This is a genomic window from Arenibacter flavimaris, from assembly GCF_030291335.1.
In the GTDB taxonomy this organism is placed as follows: Bacteria; Bacteroidota; Bacteroidia; order Flavobacteriales; family Flavobacteriaceae; genus Arenibacter.
Map to the genome: position 1 here is coordinate 84,141 of NZ_JASWIM010000010.1, position 17,554 is coordinate 101,694.

18 protein-coding genes are annotated in these 17,554 nt (G+C 40.3%); 11 read left to right on the forward strand and 7 right to left on the reverse strand.

What is annotated here, in order from left to right; all coding sequences use genetic code 11:
• The first annotated feature begins 9 nt into the window (after nucleotides 1-9).
• From QSE00_RS10175 to QSE00_RS10190, 4 genes are all read left to right on the forward strand, one after another.
• Complete coding sequence (locus tag QSE00_RS10175; RefSeq protein ID WP_286105863.1) at nucleotides 10-1,299, forward strand: Gfo/Idh/MocA family protein; 1,290 nt, start codon at nucleotides 10-12, stop codon at nucleotides 1,297-1,299.
• An 84-nt stretch (nucleotides 1,300-1,383) separates the two neighbouring features.
• Complete coding sequence (locus QSE00_RS10180; RefSeq protein ID WP_286105864.1) at nucleotides 1,384-1,770, forward strand: hypothetical protein; 387 nt, start codon at nucleotides 1,384-1,386, stop codon at nucleotides 1,768-1,770.
• Nucleotides 1,771-1,947: 177 nt separating this feature from the next.
• On the forward strand, nucleotides 1,948-2,709 hold the full coding sequence (locus QSE00_RS10185; protein WP_286105865.1) for an SDR family oxidoreductase: 762 nt from the start codon (nucleotides 1,948-1,950) through the stop codon (nucleotides 2,707-2,709).
• 163 nt (nucleotides 2,710-2,872) lie between these two features.
• Entirely contained in the window at nucleotides 2,873-3,616 is a 744-nt protein-coding gene (locus tag QSE00_RS10190) for a peroxiredoxin (RefSeq protein ID WP_110357238.1), read from the forward strand.
• Nucleotides 3,617-4,427: 811 nt separating this feature from the next.
• Here QSE00_RS10190 and QSE00_RS10195 read toward each other — a convergent pair.
• Nucleotides 4,428-5,012: a DUF4494 domain-containing protein gene (locus QSE00_RS10195; protein WP_286105866.1), complete on the reverse strand. Its 585-nt coding sequence runs from the start codon at nucleotides 5,010-5,012 to the stop codon at nucleotides 4,428-4,430.
• A 270-nt stretch (nucleotides 5,013-5,282) separates the two neighbouring features.
• A complete protein-coding gene (locus QSE00_RS10200) occupies nucleotides 5,283-6,467 on the reverse strand; it encodes a hypothetical protein (protein WP_286105867.1) in 1,185 nt (394 codons plus the stop codon).
• A gap of 316 nt (nucleotides 6,468-6,783) precedes the next feature.
• On the opposite strand from QSE00_RS10200, the gene QSE00_RS10205 reads away from it, so the two are divergent.
• Entirely contained in the window at nucleotides 6,784-7,503 is a 720-nt protein-coding gene (locus QSE00_RS10205; RefSeq protein ID WP_286105868.1) for a class I SAM-dependent methyltransferase, read from the forward strand.
• Between the two features lie 207 nt (nucleotides 7,504-7,710).
• Nucleotides 7,711-8,715: a 3-keto-disaccharide hydrolase gene (locus tag QSE00_RS10210; RefSeq protein WP_110356904.1), complete on the forward strand. Its 1,005-nt coding sequence runs from the start codon at nucleotides 7,711-7,713 to the stop codon at nucleotides 8,713-8,715.
• 38 nt (nucleotides 8,716-8,753) lie between these two features.
• On the opposite strand, the gene QSE00_RS10215 is transcribed toward QSE00_RS10210, so the two are convergent.
• On the reverse strand, nucleotides 8,754-9,896 hold the full coding sequence (locus QSE00_RS10215) for an NHL repeat-containing protein (protein WP_286105869.1): 1,143 nt from the start codon (nucleotides 9,894-9,896) through the stop codon (nucleotides 8,754-8,756).
• Between the two features lie 186 nt (nucleotides 9,897-10,082).
• Between QSE00_RS10215 and QSE00_RS10220 the strand changes: the two genes are divergently transcribed.
• From QSE00_RS10220 to QSE00_RS10230, 3 genes are all read left to right on the forward strand, one after another.
• Nucleotides 10,083-10,577 (forward strand): MarR family winged helix-turn-helix transcriptional regulator, encoded by a 495-nt coding sequence (locus tag QSE00_RS10220; protein ID WP_286105870.1) that lies wholly within the window; start codon nucleotides 10,083-10,085, stop codon nucleotides 10,575-10,577.
• Nucleotides 10,558-10,803: a YgjV family protein gene (locus QSE00_RS10225; RefSeq protein WP_110356901.1), complete on the forward strand. Its 246-nt coding sequence runs from the start codon at nucleotides 10,558-10,560 to the stop codon at nucleotides 10,801-10,803. The genes QSE00_RS10220 and QSE00_RS10225 overlap by 20 nt, the downstream gene beginning before the upstream one ends.
• Before the next feature lie 139 nt (nucleotides 10,804-10,942).
• Entirely contained in the window at nucleotides 10,943-11,488 is a 546-nt protein-coding gene (locus QSE00_RS10230) for a pyridoxamine 5'-phosphate oxidase family protein (RefSeq protein WP_110356900.1), read from the forward strand.
• Between the two features lie 97 nt (nucleotides 11,489-11,585).
• Here the strand turns inward: QSE00_RS10230 and kbl are convergent, their stop codons facing one another.
• Both kbl and QSE00_RS10240 read right to left on the reverse strand, forming a co-directional pair.
• On the reverse strand, nucleotides 11,586-12,773 hold the full coding sequence (gene kbl / locus QSE00_RS10235) for a glycine C-acetyltransferase (protein ID WP_286105871.1): 1,188 nt from the start codon (nucleotides 12,771-12,773) through the stop codon (nucleotides 11,586-11,588).
• Between the two features lie 68 nt (nucleotides 12,774-12,841).
• Nucleotides 12,842-13,792, reverse strand: a complete 951-nt coding sequence (locus QSE00_RS10240; RefSeq protein ID WP_286105872.1) for an NAD-dependent epimerase/dehydratase family protein — start codon at nucleotides 13,790-13,792, stop codon at nucleotides 12,842-12,844.
• A 182-nt stretch (nucleotides 13,793-13,974) separates the two neighbouring features.
• On the opposite strand from QSE00_RS10240, the gene QSE00_RS10245 reads away from it, so the two are divergent.
• Both QSE00_RS10245 and QSE00_RS10250 read left to right on the forward strand, forming a co-directional pair.
• Complete coding sequence (locus QSE00_RS10245) at nucleotides 13,975-14,436, forward strand: Lrp/AsnC family transcriptional regulator (protein ID WP_110356897.1); 462 nt, start codon at nucleotides 13,975-13,977, stop codon at nucleotides 14,434-14,436.
• A 91-nt stretch (nucleotides 14,437-14,527) separates the two neighbouring features.
• Nucleotides 14,528-15,532 carry a 2-hydroxyacid dehydrogenase gene (locus tag QSE00_RS10250; RefSeq protein WP_286105873.1) on the forward strand — a complete coding sequence of 335 codons (1,005 nt, stop codon included), beginning with the start codon at nucleotides 14,528-14,530 and terminating at the stop codon, nucleotides 15,530-15,532.
• 71 nt (nucleotides 15,533-15,603) lie between these two features.
• On the opposite strand, the gene QSE00_RS10255 is transcribed toward QSE00_RS10250, so the two are convergent.
• Both QSE00_RS10255 and QSE00_RS10260 read right to left on the reverse strand, forming a co-directional pair.
• Complete coding sequence (locus QSE00_RS10255) at nucleotides 15,604-15,897, reverse strand: Dabb family protein (RefSeq protein ID WP_286105874.1); 294 nt, start codon at nucleotides 15,895-15,897, stop codon at nucleotides 15,604-15,606.
• A 40-nt stretch (nucleotides 15,898-15,937) separates the two neighbouring features.
• On the reverse strand, nucleotides 15,938-17,548 hold the full coding sequence (locus QSE00_RS10260) for a hypothetical protein (protein WP_286105875.1): 1,611 nt from the start codon (nucleotides 17,546-17,548) through the stop codon (nucleotides 15,938-15,940).
• Nucleotides 17,549-17,554: the final 6 nt, after the last annotated feature.

Consider the following 17,554-nt stretch of genomic DNA (forward strand, 5'->3'; position numbering starts at 1 on the left):
CAAGCAGTAATGAAAATTAAAGAACAGCATCGGAGAGAATTTATAAAACAAAGTGGTCTGGGACTTCTGGGCCTAACATTGTTACCTTCGGCCTATGGCAAAATTGCGCCTAGCGATCGCCTCCGTGTAGCCCACATTGGTGTGGGCGGTATGGGCAACAGCCATATGAAATGGTTCAGCGCTCTACCTGAAGTGGATGTGGTTGCCCTCTGTGATGTAGATGAATCCCATCTGGCAAGTAGTCTAAAAACAATGGAAACCCTTCAGCCTGGAAAAAAAGTAAAAGGTTACGGTGATTTCCGAAAAATTCTGGACCGAAAAGATATTGATGCCATCACCTGTGCTACCCCGGACCATTGGCATGCACAGATCGCAAGCCTGGCTTTCCAGGCAGGAAAGGATGTGTACGGTGAGAAACCCCTTTCCTATGATGTTAAAGAGGGACAAATGATGCTCAAAAACATGGAAAAGCACAACCGTATTTTTCAAATGGGGACGCAGATACATGCCACGGACAATTACCATCGTGTGGTAGAAATTATAAAGTCGGGCGCCATTGGCAAAGTCCACACGGTTCGATTATGGAAAACCGGGGCACCACCAAATTTGGGCAATCCAAAAACTGCGGCCGTCCCTAAAGGGCTTAATTGGGATATGTGGCTGGGACCGGCACCCTATGTAGATTATATCCCCGAAAAATGCCACTTTACGTACCGCTATTTCTTGGATTATTCCGGAGGTTTTTTTGCCGATTTCTGGTGCCATATTGCCGATGTGGCTTTTTGGGCCTTGGAACCCAAAGGCCTAAAGAGTATTGTTGCCCGAGGAGAAAAATCAGAAGGTATTGCCGATACTCCAAAATGGATCGAAATCGATTATGAGTTCGACGGTCTAAAGCTCTATTGGACCAGTGAACCTCCAAATGTTCCCGGTGCGGCAGAGCGTGGAATTGGAGCTTATTTTGAAGGAGATAAGGGAAGTTTAATTTGTGATTACAATTCCCGTGAAATCACCATCGATGGGGAAACTATGACCGATATCCCTGAAGTACCAAAAAGTATAATCCGTTCTCCGGGACACCAACAAAACTTTGTTGATTCCGTTAAATCGAGGACCCAACCCGAATCGAACCTGGCCTATGCCCGTACCATGACCCTGCCCATGCATTTAGGGTTGATTTCGTACAGATTGGGAAGGAAACTCAATTGGAATTCTGAGAAGGAGAAATTTATAGGAGACTCCGAGGCCAATAAACTATTGTCAAGAAAAGCCAGAAAAGCCTGGCGGTTGGTAACCTAGGAACCCATTCCAAAACAAGGGGGGTAAGCGGTAGAATACAACTGCTCAATATTGGGCATTTCCAGCATTAACAATAATGATACAATGAATAAAAGAATTGCCTTGAAAATTATGTTCCTTTTACTTGGAACACTTTTGATATTTCATATATTAATTTTCACGGAGCAAATACCCTATGATAAGGTCTGGGCGGGAAAATTAAATTCTGTTGGGGAAATGAAATCTTTTGAAGCTTTTTCCATCCTGATCAATATCTTTATGGCCCTGGTCCTGTTCATAAAATACCAACTTTTGGAGAGCGTAAAAACTAACAAGGCCATTGATGTACTCATTTGGATATTTGTTGTCTTTTTTGCTTTGAACACCTTAGGCAATCTATTTGCCAAAAGTGTAATAGAATTAATTGCAGGAAGTTTCTTGACCCTGGTTTCATGCATTCTTTGTTTTATTATTGTTAAAAAGGAAAAATAAAACAACTCTATAAGTAAAAATCATTCCCTTCCTTTCTGGGATATGTAGGCACTAAACAAGAAGCTATAGAAATATTCCAAACTTAAAGAGAGACAATATTTCCAGCAATATTATTCATGTCTACTTGGTCCTTTTCCTAAATAATCCCGAATTTTACAAAAACAAAAATCTATTATCATGCCCGTAAACAAAATTGCCGTAGTAACAGGAGGAAGTCGAGGCCTAGGTAAGGATATGGCCCTTAATATCGCGAAAAAAGGAATCGATGTCATAATTACGTACCACTCCAACAAATCGGCGGCAGATAAGGTTGTTACCGAAATTAGGGATTTGGGTCGGATGGCTTATGCGCTGCCATTGGATACCGCTAAGATCAATTCCTTTGATGAATTCTTTGGTCAGCTTTCCGCTTATCTGAAAGCCGAGACAGGCCAGGAAAAGTTTGATTTTTTAATAAACAATGCAGGTACTGGAATTTATCAACCTTTTATTGAAACCACAGAGGAACAGTTTGATGAAATGGTAAATGTTCATTTCAAGGGGGTCTATTTCCTAACCCAAAAGGCCCTGCCCTATTTAAATGACGGGAGTAGAATTATTAACATTTCTTCCGGTCTCACCCGGTTTACTTTTCCAAATTCATCCGCCTATGCCCCAACTAAAGCTGCCGTGGAAGTATTTACCAGATACTTGGCCAAAGAATTGGCACCTAGAAAAATTACCGCCAATGTGGTGGCCCCAGGAGCCGTAGCAACTGATTTTGGTGGTGGGGAAAACAAAACAAACGAACAAAAAAGACAGGCTGTAACTGCTGCCACTGCCTTGGGAAGAGTGGGAGAACCAGAAGATATTGGTGGTGTGGTGGCATTTTTGTGTACCGAGGATGCCCGCTGGATCAATGGTCAGCGTATAGAAGCTTCAGGAGGGATTCTATTGTAGGACTATTTCGGATTACTATGTAGGAGGCCCATGATATTCCAAATGACATGGTAAATCAATTTATCCTACCACCTATACTAAATTGAAGGTGTGTAACATTGGTCACTGTGCAAAAATTCAAATTAAAATACCTTAGTTCCATTAATATTCTAAATATAGAACAATGGAACAAGATCAAGTAAACGAACACATCAGCATGCCACGTATTGGGGATGCTGCACCGGAATTTAAAGCTGTTACAACCCAAGGTAATATAGATTTCCCCAGTGATTATAAAGGCGATTGGGTAATCCTATTTAGTCATCCGGCCGACTTTACTCCTGTATGTACCTCGGAGTTTATGACCTTTGCAACCATGGAAGATAAATTTGCAGAAGCAAATTGCAAGCTTGTTGGTCTTTCAATAGATGGTTTGTACAGCCATATTGCATGGTTACGTACCATAAAGGAAAAAATAGAGTACAAAGGGATGAAAAATGTTGAAGTAAATTTTCCTTTAATTGAAGACATTACCATGGAGGTTGCCAAAAAATATGGAATGATTCAACCCAATGAAGATTCAACAAAAGCGGTCAGGGCTGTTTTCTTTATTGATCCAAAGGGGATTATAAGGACCATAATTTATTATCCTTTAAGTTTGGGAAGAAACTTCGATGAACTATACCGTGTAGTCATAGCATTACAGGCCGCTGACGAATTTGGGGTTGCCACTCCTGCCGATTGGCGTCCGGGTGATGATGTAATAGTAGGACCAGCTGGTTCCTGTGGAACTGCAAAAGACAGAATGGAAGACAGTGAAATAGATTGTAAGGATTGGTTCTTCTGTACCAAAAAGTTGGATAAGGATACGGTACTGGATAGAGTGTTGAACAAAAAGAGTCAACGCAAAACCCTAACAACTGAATAATGAACCATATTAGTGGTCCCCTCTAAGGATCTGGATAATAAATTTGAAACGGATCATGATCAATTGTTGTGTTTATCAAAAAATTAGGATTAATTTGATCAGTCGTGTTTTTTTTGATAAATAGTTTTTATTAATAGGAGCAATTTTGTAAAACCAATGATTAAATTATATCCAAGGCTTCAATAATTCTTAACGGCCATGCCATCTCCACGACGGAAGAAGAATGACCAAACCAGAGACCTTGATGGCAATACCAAAGGTTTTTAATAACGGAAAATGACTTATCCCCACATGAAGGTTGACGGAACGTAAGGGCCGGCCTATTTTCAATTTCGTCTTAAATCAAGTGGTTTTCACATTGGAAGGTGGAAGGCGTCCATAGAGCATTTCACCCAAGTGAAAGCGGCCTGGACGCCGGGGCCGTGGAAAGTGCGTAGATTTAAAGAAATTTAAAATTAGCTTGGCCATGGTTACAGCTGGCTCCTCCTAACCAAGGTACGGTGTACCTTGGTTATTCGGCCCTGGTCGTTTTTTATTCATCGGCTGGTCTATTGATTTTTAATGGTATTCATGAATGCTACGCATTTGGGCGATGCAAAAAATGAACAGAACACAAAAATGAGATAGTAAATTATTTTTTTTCTAATTCACACACAACTTTTGGGATTGATCCTTTGAAACCCCGCCAAAAAGGCGGGGTTTATTTTACTATTCAAATTCAAGGAGCCTGTGGTTTTTAAAGACGGGTCCACAAACAAAAATAAGAGGGCTAGATAGCCCTCTTTACATTATTTATCCCAAGAATATTGGACTACTCTTCCTCCCCACCTACAGCTCCAACTGCCAAGGCTTCTTCGTTTTCAAAAGCATCCAAGGCTTCCAAATCTTCATTAAGTTCGTTGGATTCCGAAGTTGAAGCCTTTAGGGCATTGAACTTTTCCAATTGGTCCATATCCCCTTCTTCGCCTGAAAAATAGGGAAATACATCCATGATCGGAGATTCCGATATTACAGGAATAGTGTAATCGCCCATGGTACCTTTCATGGCCTGTATGGTATTGTCATAGGCCTCCTTTACATCATTGGCCTGTACCAATAAATAAGTATTGGTTTTTTTTTCCTTACCACTATTCTCGTCAAAGGCAATTAAAGCCACCTTTGATTTAAACCATCGATCGGAATTCTCAAAAGGATGCACCTCCGAAAAATTCGCGACTTTTATATTGGTGATCAAGAATTCTTCACTGGTATAGGCGGCCATCTCTTCATTTATTCTGCTCTCCGCTTCGGTATAGGATATCGCATCCAACAAATAAGTTTCCGTTGTTACTTTCTGTTCCCCAGTTTCATGTGTTTTTCTATATTTTACCTTGCACTCGTACCAAGTCTGACTCATATCTATATATTTTTAAGGAGGCCAAAAATAGGTCTTAATAAAAAAATATCCCTCCATTTGGGAAATAGATATTCACAATTTACGATTGTGGAAAAAATAGCAGTCCTGATTGTAGGCAGTTGATTTTTGGTCGGATTGATAGGTATGTTACCTAATTCCCCGAAGTCCAATAATTTATAGCATAGGATTATAAAATATATGGTCTAAAATTAATTCTGAGGTGTTAAACGGTCCATTTCAATACGGAGTAGCACTCTAGCAAAAAACCTTCTATAGGCTATCCAGGTCGAACGAATAAATATTGCCCAAATCATCAGAAAAAAATATCAATTTTGGTCTGTTGGATAAGAAACTGGCCTTACTGGATGTAACATCACCGTTTTTCCCCTTTATTTTGGTCTTTAATTGGATGAGTTCCCGAAACTCCCAGCCATCTTTCCTTCTTTTTATTTCATTGACAGAAATAAAATATCGATTGTTCTCCCGATCTTTAACCGCATGTACCTCAAATATTTCTCCCGATTCAACATGGTTGATAATAGGTCGTGATGGACTTCTTTGTGCGGTGAGAATCTCGTACGGAATATTGGTCCACCTTCCCTCCTTGTCCCTCATTCGCAATACAAATTGGGGCTGGCCAATTTGGTCCACACTGTTCTTGGAAACCAAGGCCATTTCTCCGTTCCCAAATATTGTAGCATTTAAATGATCGTCTGCATTATTATCGCCCTGCTGAACAATTATGGGCGCCGACCAATGTGCAGGCCCTTCCCCATCCCGGTGGATTCGCTCCATAATGGATTGGGTATTTTGGTCGGACCAAATAACGGATACCTTGTCTTTCAATCCGACTATTAGGGAAATATCGTCTCTGTTGATGTTGTCTGCCAATTCAATGGGTTCCGACCAATCCTTACCGTTATAGGAATGCCAAACCATAATTTTCTGGTTCACATCCGCACAAACCCAATATTGATTTTTCGAATCTCGGGTTATGGTAGCCGTCTCAAGGGATTGGCAGTCCTGGGGAATGGGCAGGGATTCCTTCCATTGATGTTCGTATTGTTTGTTTTGGTGGGAATAGGTTATCTGAACTACATTCAATGCACATTCCCCGACCAAAACTATATGCGCCTCATCACCTGAGCTATACACATCGGCCCTACTCGGCAAATTTTGCCAAGCTTTATTAACTTCAAATTGACTCGCCCAAACAGTAGTTTCCTTTTTCAATAATTTTGGGCCATCCCCGTCCCCTACTATCAACCAATGCCCATATTGGTTTGTCCATGATTTGGACTGGGGTTTATCTGCCGTAGCGTCCCCATAATTTACATGAAAAATGGGTTCCAAATAAAGTTCCCGGGTATTGGCCTCCTGGGAAAACACACCATATCCGCAGATCAATAGACAAAAAAGTGAGGAAAAGGAAGGTGAAATGTTTATAAAATTCATACTGTTGGTCTCTAGGTCACCAAGTTAATCTAAAATATTTATAGGTAATATAAAAGAAAGGCTATCTATTTTTAAAGTATTGATAATATATGCAATTAGCCATTGTTCACTAAGTTAAGAGATCCATGATATTCTTCCGGAACCAAATTTCATCGATCCATTAAAATTATAATAACCTTAGCCTTTCGAAATCCTCCAAGGAGAAAGTACCTTTCCACAATTTCAGGGATAGGAATGCATTAATTTCATTACTTTTATTGGAGACTATTAGTCTGTCCCACATTATATTAACACGGAACAAGATATTAAAATTCCTATGAAAAAAATTGCCCAAATTTTGTTCCTTCTCTTGTTTTCAATATCATGGCACCCAGGAATTGCACAAAACAAAACCCCCATCCCCCATTACACTTATAAAAAAGGAGACCCCAATGGAATTGGAAAATGGTATATGGGAAGGGAAATTGCATATGTAATGGGATATCAGGGCATACAATGGTTAGATCGTCCCGAGCGTGAAGTAGAAGAAAACACCACTACCCTATTACGTAATATGGCTATTGAACCGGAAGATAATATTGCCGACATAGGTGCTGGTTCCGGCTACCATGTTTTTAAGATGGCCAAATTGTCCAGGTCTGGACTTGTCTTCGCTGTGGATATTCAGGAAGAAATGCTGGAAGAGATCAAGAGTCGCAAAGAACGGGACCAAATTAAAAATGTAAGGATCATAAAAGGCAGTGAAAAAAATATAAACATAGCTGAGAATTCTTTGGACAAGGTACTTATGGTGGATGTTTACCATGAGTTTAATTTTCCGGCAGAAATGTTGAGCTCCATTAAAAAAGCTTTACGGGCCGATGGTAAACTGTTTTTGATAGAATATCGCGCCGAGGATGACAAAGTTCCTATAAAAACCCTTCATAAAATGACCGAGGCACAGGCCATTGTGGAATTGGAAGCAGCAGGAATGAAGTTAGAGCGCAACATTGATAATCTTCCTTGGCAGCACTGTATGGTGTTTGTGAAGAATTGAATTAATACCAAGGTATATACCATATATTACCTTACCCTTTGTTCCTTGGTTTAAATAGGGAAAACTATTGCGTGAAATTTTACTTCTTATAGGGATGGTCTAATTTTCTGGTCGGAAATGAAACTCCATTTTAAATAATTGATTACCTTCAAATGATAACAGCAGTCTCTGTTGTTCATAAATCAACCCATACTAAAACGCACTAAAATGAAACGGACAATTCTTTCCATGCTATTACTATTTATGGTCCTTAATAGCTATTCCAATACTGCTCCACAGCCTCTTTGGACCAATCCTTTTATAGGCATGTGGGGACTCGACATTAAAGGTGGTGGTGCCGGCTGGCTAAACGTTCATGAGGACCATGGCTTCTTGGATGCCGAACTGTTATGGATAGGTGGTAGTGTTGTTCCTGTGTCCAACATTTACCTGGTAGACGAAAATACATTGGTGGCTACCCGTACCTATGAAGTTAAAAGAAGTGCCCACCGGAGCCATACGGTCACCTATACCTTGGAGGTCAAAAAAGTGGGGGAAGCCTTGGAGGGCACTATGAGTGGCCCCAAGAGAAACGGTAACGGGATTTCCATTAAAAATTTTACCGGGAAACGTATGCCGCCATTGCCGGATACACCGGACCTGTCCAAACTTAAATTTGAAAAACCTATAAAATTGTTCAATGGAAAGGATTTGACGGGCTGGAAATTAATGGACCCATCAAAGGCCAACGGTTTTAAGGTGAAAGATGGCATGATCGTAAACGATCCCATACAACCAAAGGACGGCGAACATATTTCGTATGGCAACATTCGCACACTACAGGAATTTAATGACTTCAACCTAAAATTGGAAGTCAATGTACCCGAAGGCAACAACAGCGGTATTTATCTACGTGGACTTTATGAAATTCAGGTAGTGGATTCCTATGGCAAGGAGTTGGATTCCCATAATATGGGAGCCTTATATAGCCGTATTACCCCCAGTGAGGCAGCCGAAAAACCTGCGGGGGAATGGCAAACTTTGGATATTACACTGGTAGACCGACACCTTACCGTAATCTTTAACGGCAAAAAAATAATAGACAACCAACCCGTTTGGGGTCCTACAGGCGGAGCCATTTCCTCCGATGTTTTGAGTCCAGGGCCCATCTATTTGCAAGGAGACCATGGCAATGTAGCCTATCGAAACATTGTACTGACCCCCATTAAATAATCAATAAAAAAGGCCTCCTTTTTGGGGAGGCCTTTTAATTATTTTTCCATCTTCAGGACGGCAAATTTGCCTTTGTTCCACCCATGAACAAGTAAGTATAATTGTTTGGATCCATTTTCGGTAACAATGTGCGGCCAAACCTGATGAATATTTGTCAATACAGGGATATCCAAATCTCCCGGAATTACTGTGGATACCAACTTTTCCCCTGTATGAACATAGAGCGGAGCCGATTTCTGTTCACCAATGGCCTGCAAAGCATTCAAGAAGTAATGTTCATCCTTATAGGAGACATTACAAATGAGACTACTTTCTGGTATATCATTAAAAATTTCCACAAATTTACCCTTCTTGGTAAATTTTACTACCTGTCCTGCAGCCCTATTGGCTACTAGGATGTGCTTATTGTGGGCATATATACCATGTGCGGTCTGAAACTGACCAGGGTTGTCTCCCTTTCCTCCCCAAGCAAGTTTGCCCCAGCTCCAAACTCCGTTCTTTTCCTTTATCGTCATCACAAAATCCCCAGCAGAATAACCATGGGCCACATATAGAGTGCCATTAAGATAAGTAACATCAGTAACACCAAAATTACTATCCTTTGATCCGAAGAACTCATTGGCTTCGGCAAACTTGAATTCATTTCCCGTAGGTTTCAAAATTTCACTAACAATTTCTCCATCCAAAGTAAGTACGAGTACTCTTTTCCCCTCTTGGGCTACAGCAAGGTATTTTTCACCTTTATGAACAAAGAAAACAATTCCATGTATGTTATCCTTTAAGCGTTCATCATTCCCTATGGTAGACCATTTTGTTAAGTCGGGGCTTATGGCACAAAGTCCATAACCAGGTATTCCTGTATAAACAATGCCCGTATCGGGGTCTTCATTAAACCCACCGTGCATACCGGGTTCAAACTCATGGGCTTCTTCTGGAAAAGCCGCGGTTAATTCTTGGTCCCATGAGAAAACATACTCCCCTTGACCGGTTAGCAGTTTTGCTTGCATAGGCATTTCATCCGATACCATTGGGCCATGCTCATGATGGTGGGCAACATCATTATTTTCATGTACATGATGTGTATGATCTTGTAAGTGTTGGTTATTTTGTGCCAATACACTGGATGATAATCCTAGAGAGCATGCAATTGACAATACGGCTAGTGAAGTGTTCTTTAACATTGTTGGTCTTTATTAATTTTTTGGAAAGTTAATCAATCCAAAGTAATTATTCAACAAGATCCACTATCTACTAAATTTTACCTGATGTATCAAATAGGTAATTATTCTTTCAAAAAAAATCAAACTATGTAACCAGTTACCTAAAAATGAATATATTTGCGTAACCAGTTACTTAATATAAATAATATGAACGACTTTTTAACGGAAATGGAATATGTTGGTCTAACCAGTAGGCTGAAGAGATTAAGTGATTCCCTACTTTATAGTACCAAGGAACTGTACAAATCAGAAGGTCTGGATATAGAACCCAACTGGAACCTGATCTTTATTCTTTTACAGGAAAACGAGACCATGACCATTACCGAGATATCCGAAACATTACAATTTTCGCATCCTGCCGTAGTAAAAATCATTAATAAAATGAAAAAAAACGGACATGTAGAGACTAGGACCGATACAAAGGATAAAAGAAAACAGCTCATAACCCTAACGGAAAAAGCATATAAACAGTTGGCGGTTTTTGAAAAATACTGGACCGCAGGTAGAAAGACCGTTATGGACCTACTTGCCGACAGTCCCCATTTTTTGGAAGAATTTTTAAAAATAGAAGAAAAGTTGAACCAAAGCGATTACAAGGACAGAACCTTAAAAAATTTAAAAAATGACGAACATAGTAATTGAGAGTATTGGCTATATCGCCATCCTAACAGGTTTCTTTGCCATTACTAAAAAAGATATGGGAAAATTCCGCCTTTGGCATTTAATTTCCAGTTTCTTTTACATCATTTATGGCGCCATGTTGAATTCTATGCCTCTTGTAATTGCAGGAATAGTTTTCTGTATCATTCATGTTTATCATTTAATTAAACTGTACGATTCCAATAAGGGGTCAAAACTTAAAACCTAAGGGAGTTGGTATGTTTAAATTAAAATCCAAGGTTCCGCCCACTTGTAAAAGTTTTGTAAATTTATACCGGCCCAAATCTTGGGTTTCATAGGATTAATATCTTATCTCATAAGATTCAGGTTTACCATAATTTCTAAACATGGGGAAAAAATTAGATTCGATTACAACTGAATTGAAAGAATTCATTCAGCAACAAAAGATTTTTTTTGTTGGCACGGCGGCTTCTGAAGGCAGGGTAAATATATCGCCCAAAGGAACTGATTCATTTAGGATCCTTGACCAAAATAAAATAGTTTGGCTCAATCTAACAGGTAGTGGTAATGAAACAGCAGCACATTTGTTAAAGAACAATAGGATGACCGTCATGTTCTGTGCATTTGAAGGCAAACCCATGATATTAAGACTATATGGACAGGCTAAAATCTACCATAGAAGGGATGTGGAATTTCATAGATATATAAAACTATTCCCCGAGAACATTGGATCTCGGCAGATTATCGAAATGGATATCGACCTGGTGCAGACCTCCTGTGGCTTTGCAGTTCCCTTCATGGATTACAAAGAAGAAAGAACTGCTTTAAATTCATGGTCCACCAAACAAGGGCCTGCAGGAATTGAAAGGTATTGGGAAAATAAAAACACCAGGAGTATTGACGGCTTTGAGACCGAAATACTTGGGGATTAATACCTCTTTATAATACCATTGGTCACACAAACCCAATAGCTTAATTGCTTGGGCCGCTATTGTTCATCTCCAATTGTTTGGGCCAAAGGCAAAGGGACTAAATTACTTTGAGCGCCTTCCCTACTTTGGTAAATGCCGCTACCGCCTTTTCCAAATGTTTCTGCTCATGGGCTGCCGATAATTGCACCCTAATCCTGGCTTTACCTTGTGGTACTACTGGATAAAAGAAACCAATAACATAAATTCCCTCCTCCAACAATTGGGAAGCAAACTTTTGGGCCAGGGGTGCATCGTAAAGCATTACCGGAACAATAGGATGATCACCTGGAACAATATCAAAACCAGCAGCGGTCATTGCCTCTCTAAAATAGCGGGTATTGGCTTCCAACTTATCGCGTAATGCGGTTGAAGAAGCCAATAAATCCAAAACTTTTATGGAAGCCCCTACGATAGATGGTGCCATAGTATTGGAAAAAAGATAAGGTCTGGAGCGTTGTCTTAACATGTCCACTATTTCCTTTCTGGCCGCCGTAAAACCTCCGGATGCACCCCCAAGTGCCTTCCCGTAGGTACCTGTAATGATATCGATCCTTCCCATTACATTTCTATATTCATGTGAGCCACGCCCGGTAGCTCCCAAAAAACCGGTAGAATGACATTCGTCTATCATGACCATGGCATTATACTTATCGGCCAAATCACATATTTTATCCAATTGAGCAATGGTTCCATCCATTGAGAAGGAACCATCGGTAACTATCAAAATTCTTCGGGAACCCTGGGCTGCTTTCAATTGCTCTTCCAAGTCCACCATGGAATTATGTTGAAACCTAAAACGTTTCGCCTTGCACAACCTTATCCCGTCTATGATGGAAGCATGGTTCAATGCATCAGAAATAATAGCGTCTTCCGGCCCTAGAATGGGTTCAAACAGACCGCCATTGGCATCGAATGCAGCGGCATATAGAATACAGTCTTCCATTCCCAGAAAGTCAGCCGTCTTGCGTTCCAATTCTTTATGTATATCCTGGGTACCACAAATAAAACGAACGGACGATAATCCAAAACCATGGGAGTCAATGGCTTCCTTACCTGCTTTTATAACATCTGGGTGGGCCGAAAGTCCCAAATAATTGTTGGCACAAAAATTAAGGACATCCCTGGAATTAGTGGTTTGAATTTCAGCCCCCTGGGGACTGGTTATTATCCTTTCCTCTTTATATAGTCCCTCGGCTCTTATGGCCTCAAGTTCTTCCCTTAATTCGTTTTTTACTGTTGAATACATATCTGTTATTTCTTTTTTCTGCCCAAACTAGATAAGGCATTTGATTTATTTAAAGATTCCTAGCGCATTTATTGCTGAGGTACGTATTGCTCTTTTAGTTTTTCGATCATAGTGCTGACGATCATTTCCAGATCGTATTCCGGTTTCCACCCCCAATCCAATGCGGCCTCATCATCATTGATAGATTTGGGCCATTTGGCAGCAATGTCCTGCCTAAAATCTGGCTCGTATTTTACCATAAAGTCTGGATAGAACTTACGGATTTCCCTTACTATATCCTCTGGGGAAAAACTACTCCCGGCAAGATTATAGGCCGTTCTTATTTTAATATCTCTTTTAGGTGCCTCCATTAATTCCATAGTCGCCCTAATTGCATCGTCCATAAAGATCATGGGCAAGGTAGTATCTTCATTCAGGAAACAAACAAATTCCTCTTCCAAGACGGCCTTGTGAAAAATTTCAACGGCGTAATCCGTGGTACCGCCTCCTGGCAAAGATTGGTAGCCTATAACCCCGGGATAGCGAAGAGACCTTACATCCAGACCATATCTTAAAAAATAATATTGTGCCCATTGTTCTCCGGCAGCCTTGCTCATGCCATAAACGGTAGCAGGGTTAAGATAGGCTTTGTTTGGTGTGTTTACCCAAGGTGCATCTTCCCCAAAAACGGCAATTGAACTCGGAAAGAAGACCTTATCCATCTCCTGCACTCGTGCAACTTCCAAAACATTAAACAGCATTTTCATATTAAGATCCCAAGTAGTCAGCGGGTTTGCTTCTCCCTTGGCGGATAAAATGGCCGCCAGATGATATATTTGGGTAATGCCATAGCTCTCAACCACCTCTAATAATTGAGTTTTATCGGTAGCATCCAACACTTCAAATGCTCCATGGAAATTATGGGATTTATTTATATCCGAAGCTACCACATTGTCCAAACCATGGCGGTGTTGCAGCTCTTTAACAAGTACGGATCCCAATTGTCCATTGGCGCCAATTACCAGAACCTTTGCTTTCATAATTTACTATTTTAGCCTTATTAACCATAAGTGTTAATTACTGTCGAAATTACAAAAAGCGATTACTATATTAGTACAATAGGAATAATTAAGTAATTATCACTTAAATGCACCATTTTTAAAGTTATATTTGCTTTTTTAAATAAAAAAATGGATGTTTTAAAGTAATTTTTCCCACTACCATGGAGCAACTAGATAATACCGACATTACTATACTAAGGATTTTGCAAAAAGATTCCAAAAAAACGGCAAAGGAGATTGCAGCCATTCTTAATCTTACCCCCTCCCCTGTTTATGAAAGGATCCGTAGACTTGAAAAACAAGGAGTCATTAAAAAATACGTTGCCATTCTGGACAAAAAACAAATAGACCGCTCCATAACCGTTATATGCCAGGTTTCCATGCGGTATCACAACGAAGCATTTATAGAGAAGTTTGAGGCTCAGGTACAGAGTCTGGACGAGGTACAGGAATGTTACCATTTGGCAGGGCAAGTAGATTTTATTTTAAAAATCCATACCAAAAGCCTTGAGGACTACCACGATTTTGTAAAGACCAAGCTTTCAAAAATAGAAAACATTGGTGTCTTGAACAGTACATTCGTATTGAAGGAAATAAAACAATCCTCGGAATACTACATTTAATTCCAACAGCTTTTCTAAATTTGTTGTAATACCGAATATCAACATTTAGACAGCCATCATACAGAACCAACCGTTACCTATTGCTTGTATTATGAAGATAGTTAGAACCGACATGGAGTTGGAGACTCCCTATGTAGACCAAAGCCTTCGCGAAAATGGACATGATCTGATATTGCTCCCAGACGGGGTATCGGAAGAAATTCTAATGCAAGAATTGGAGGATTGCGACATCCTATTAATGTGCTACACCCCTATTGGCCGTAGAACAATTGATGCTGCAAAAAAGCTCAAAGCAATAATAAAATACGGAGTAGGAATAGATGCCATTGATATTCCTGCTGCCAATGAACGCGGAATAGTAGTGGTCAATATTCCTGAATACGCAGAGGAGACCGTTGCGGAGGGGGCATTTGCCATGCTCATTGCACTGGCCAAAAAGCTCCCTGTGCTACAAAAACAAATGAACAGCAAAGCTTGGGTATGGCCAAGTAGCGAGTGGTTGGGACACGATATTGCCGGAAAAACACTCGGCATCATTGGTTGTGGTAAAATAGGAAGTAGCATGGCAAGGATGGCGGGCTTGGGATTCAGGGCAAAAGTTCTTGGTTACGACCCCAGCAAGTCTAAAGAGAAATTGGCAGAAAGGGGGATTCAAAAATATGATGACCTCACCGAAATGCTCAAGGAGTGCGATTTCATTTCCCTACATGCTGTTTTAAACAAAGAAACCAAACACCTCATAGGCTCAAAGGAATTTTCGGTAATGAAAGAAACCGCTATCATTATCAATTCCGCCCGAGGCGCCTTGATAGATGAATTGGCACTCCTGAATGCCTTGGAGAACAAACAAATTGCTGGCGCCGGCTTGGATGTATACAGTCAGGAGCCATTGAACAAAACTGACCATCCGTTAAAGAGGCTTTATGAAATGGACAATGTAATTCTACTTCCCCACCTCACTTTTTACACCCATGAAGCCATGCATAGACTTGAAGTGGAGACCATGGAGAGAATTACAGAGGTCATGGAAAATAGGCTGGTCACAATTAAGTCAAAAGACCCGCGACTTCAAAATCAGCCACGGACAAAATTGTAAATTCACTCATCCACACCTTGTTCAATCCCTTGGCTTTTCCATGGAAAAGCTGTATTCTATAGTGTGTGTTATTAGATTATAGGCTCATAATCCAATTCCAAAAACTTTTCTACGTATTTGGCCCAATAGGTTGCCACAAACCTATTGTGGTCCGGATGTATATTATAAGCTGAATATGCCGCCATATTGTCAAATTCCATTGACAAACCATAATCAAAATCGTTCTTCTTCCCTATTTGTCTTAAGGATTGAAAATTATGGACTCCAGGTATCAAGGCCAATTTGGCCGCTTCAGCAAGAAACTCTTTTTCTTCAGGCGAGCCTTTGGGATATTTTAACTTTAGCACTACTGTGTGTTGGATCATAAATGGGAATTTAGATTTCTATTTAGGTAAATTTAAGCCGCTAATACACTACCATTCTTTTGTTATCCTCCAATTTAATATCAATACCATCAATCAACTGTATGCCTTGATATTTAGTAGGTTCGGACTTGTCATAATCCACTAAGGTATATACGCTATCCTTATCTGCCGTAAACCACTCGGGAAATTGGTTGATTCTGGCCCAATCCATAGGTAACTTCATATTTTCCTTATGTCTAGGTTTATCAAAGTACAGCTTTCCTTTCCAGGGCAACTCAGATTTAATAGTAATCAATAAGGTATCCCCTTTTTGCTCCGCTCCTAGAAACAGGTCATCTCTCCAGGGCTTTAGGTACAAGCCTTTGCTTTTCCACAAATTATACATAATGGTGGTTCTGGCAAAGTTGCCATCTCCATGCCAACCCTCTATTATTCCATTTTCCTGCTGCATGGCCCACATTACTTTTATTTCACTGTCCATCCATTTGGCTATGGAGGGGTCCGGAATCCGATTGTATAAATTTAGGGCACCTTCAATGGCATCCGCATACCCATCGGCACTGCCGTTTTCCCAATCAAAGTTGGTATATTTGTTTAAATTGGAATATATTTTCAAGATGGCTTCCTTATAACTTGGATCCTGATCCAACAGATAAACAGCGTAAAATCCATTAAGGGTATAACCCCAATTATCGGCAGGCCTTTTCTGTACAATCTCTCCTGTTTGGGGATTTATGGCATCATAAAATAATCCATCCCCATTTCTTCCCACTTCCAAAATCCTGTCCAACATCTCATGCAAAGGCTTTTTATAGGCTTCCCTTTTTTGTGGTTTGGCAAAGCTTGTAGACACATACAATTCGCACAAACCCGATATCAACTCACACCCATGGTCCCTGAGCCTAAGGTATTCCAGATCCTTTGTAGGATGATGGTCTCCCAGTAGATAATAGTCGCCAATGGTTAGGGCCCAGTCCAGAAACTTTTCATCACCGGTCATCCAGTATATTCGGGAAAGGGTTTGCAGCAATTCACCGTTCACCTCTTCCCGCGATGCATTGGAACCTACCTTTGATATCCCATCGGCAACACTTACTTCACTTTTTAAATCGTACAGCATCTCCATCATTCTATCCGACCATGGACTTTTTCCCAGCCATTCCGTAAGGGGCAGTAAGCCATCCTTAATATATTCCGAAGAACCAAAAATAATTTCGGCCATATCCAATTTTTCATTTTGAAAACCCTTTTTGGAAAAAGAATAGGTATCGGGAAGGGTATTGACCCTGGAAGTGAGTTTTTTTTCGGCATTTAGCATCTCCAGCATGGTCCCATCAAATAAATCCTGATCCGTAAAAAAAGAAGTAAGTACCATAAATGGATAATTATCGGCGGCGGCATCCTTTGCATTCCATATGTCCTTGTCAGTTTCAAGGTTTCTCGGGATTAGTCCAGATTCAGGATCAGCCATCTCCAACCAGCCTTGAACAAATTTCCCACTCCTAATAAATCCCTCATTGGCCAAAATGGCATTTTCATCCGCTTTGTCAAATAGAAGGCCATGCTCCGTTGACAACGCCATCACGGGTTGAGCATCTTTGCAGGCCACTATACTTAAAATTCCTAAAGCAAGAATTAAATTTAGTTTCATAATACG

Coding starts and splice junctions, on each gene's coding strand:
- QSE00_RS10175 (WP_286105863.1), top strand. CDS start 10: ATGAAAATTAAAGAACAGCATCGGAGAGAATTTATAAAACAAAGTGGT.
- QSE00_RS10180 (WP_286105864.1), top strand. CDS start 1,384: ATGAATAAAAGAATTGCCTTGAAAATTATGTTCCTTTTACTTGGAACA.
- QSE00_RS10185 (WP_286105865.1), top strand. CDS start 1,948: ATGCCCGTAAACAAAATTGCCGTAGTAACAGGAGGAAGTCGAGGCCTA.
- QSE00_RS10190 (WP_110357238.1), top strand. CDS start 2,873: ATGGAACAAGATCAAGTAAACGAACACATCAGCATGCCACGTATTGGG.
- QSE00_RS10195 (WP_286105866.1), bottom strand. CDS start 5,012: ATGAGTCAGACTTGGTACGAGTGCAAGGTAAAATATAGAAAAACACAT.
- QSE00_RS10200 (WP_286105867.1), bottom strand. CDS start 6,467: ATGAATTTTATAAACATTTCACCTTCCTTTTCCTCACTTTTTTGTCTA.
- QSE00_RS10205 (WP_286105868.1), top strand. CDS start 6,784: ATGAAAAAAATTGCCCAAATTTTGTTCCTTCTCTTGTTTTCAATATCA.
- QSE00_RS10210 (WP_110356904.1), top strand. CDS start 7,711: ATGAAACGGACAATTCTTTCCATGCTATTACTATTTATGGTCCTTAAT.
- QSE00_RS10215 (WP_286105869.1), bottom strand. CDS start 9,896: ATGTTAAAGAACACTTCACTAGCCGTATTGTCAATTGCATGCTCTCTA.
- QSE00_RS10220 (WP_286105870.1), top strand. CDS start 10,083: ATGAACGACTTTTTAACGGAAATGGAATATGTTGGTCTAACCAGTAGG.
- QSE00_RS10225 (WP_110356901.1), top strand. CDS start 10,558: ATGACGAACATAGTAATTGAGAGTATTGGCTATATCGCCATCCTAACA.
- QSE00_RS10230 (WP_110356900.1), top strand. CDS start 10,943: ATGGGGAAAAAATTAGATTCGATTACAACTGAATTGAAAGAATTCATT.
- kbl (WP_286105871.1), bottom strand. CDS start 12,773: ATGTATTCAACAGTAAAAAACGAATTAAGGGAAGAACTTGAGGCCATA.
- QSE00_RS10240 (WP_286105872.1), bottom strand. CDS start 13,792: ATGAAAGCAAAGGTTCTGGTAATTGGCGCCAATGGACAATTGGGATCC.
- QSE00_RS10245 (WP_110356897.1), top strand. CDS start 13,975: ATGGAGCAACTAGATAATACCGACATTACTATACTAAGGATTTTGCAA.
- QSE00_RS10250 (WP_286105873.1), top strand. CDS start 14,528: ATGAAGATAGTTAGAACCGACATGGAGTTGGAGACTCCCTATGTAGAC.
- QSE00_RS10255 (WP_286105874.1), bottom strand. CDS start 15,897: ATGATCCAACACACAGTAGTGCTAAAGTTAAAATATCCCAAAGGCTCG.
- QSE00_RS10260 (WP_286105875.1), bottom strand. CDS start 17,548: ATGAAACTAAATTTAATTCTTGCTTTAGGAATTTTAAGTATAGTGGCC.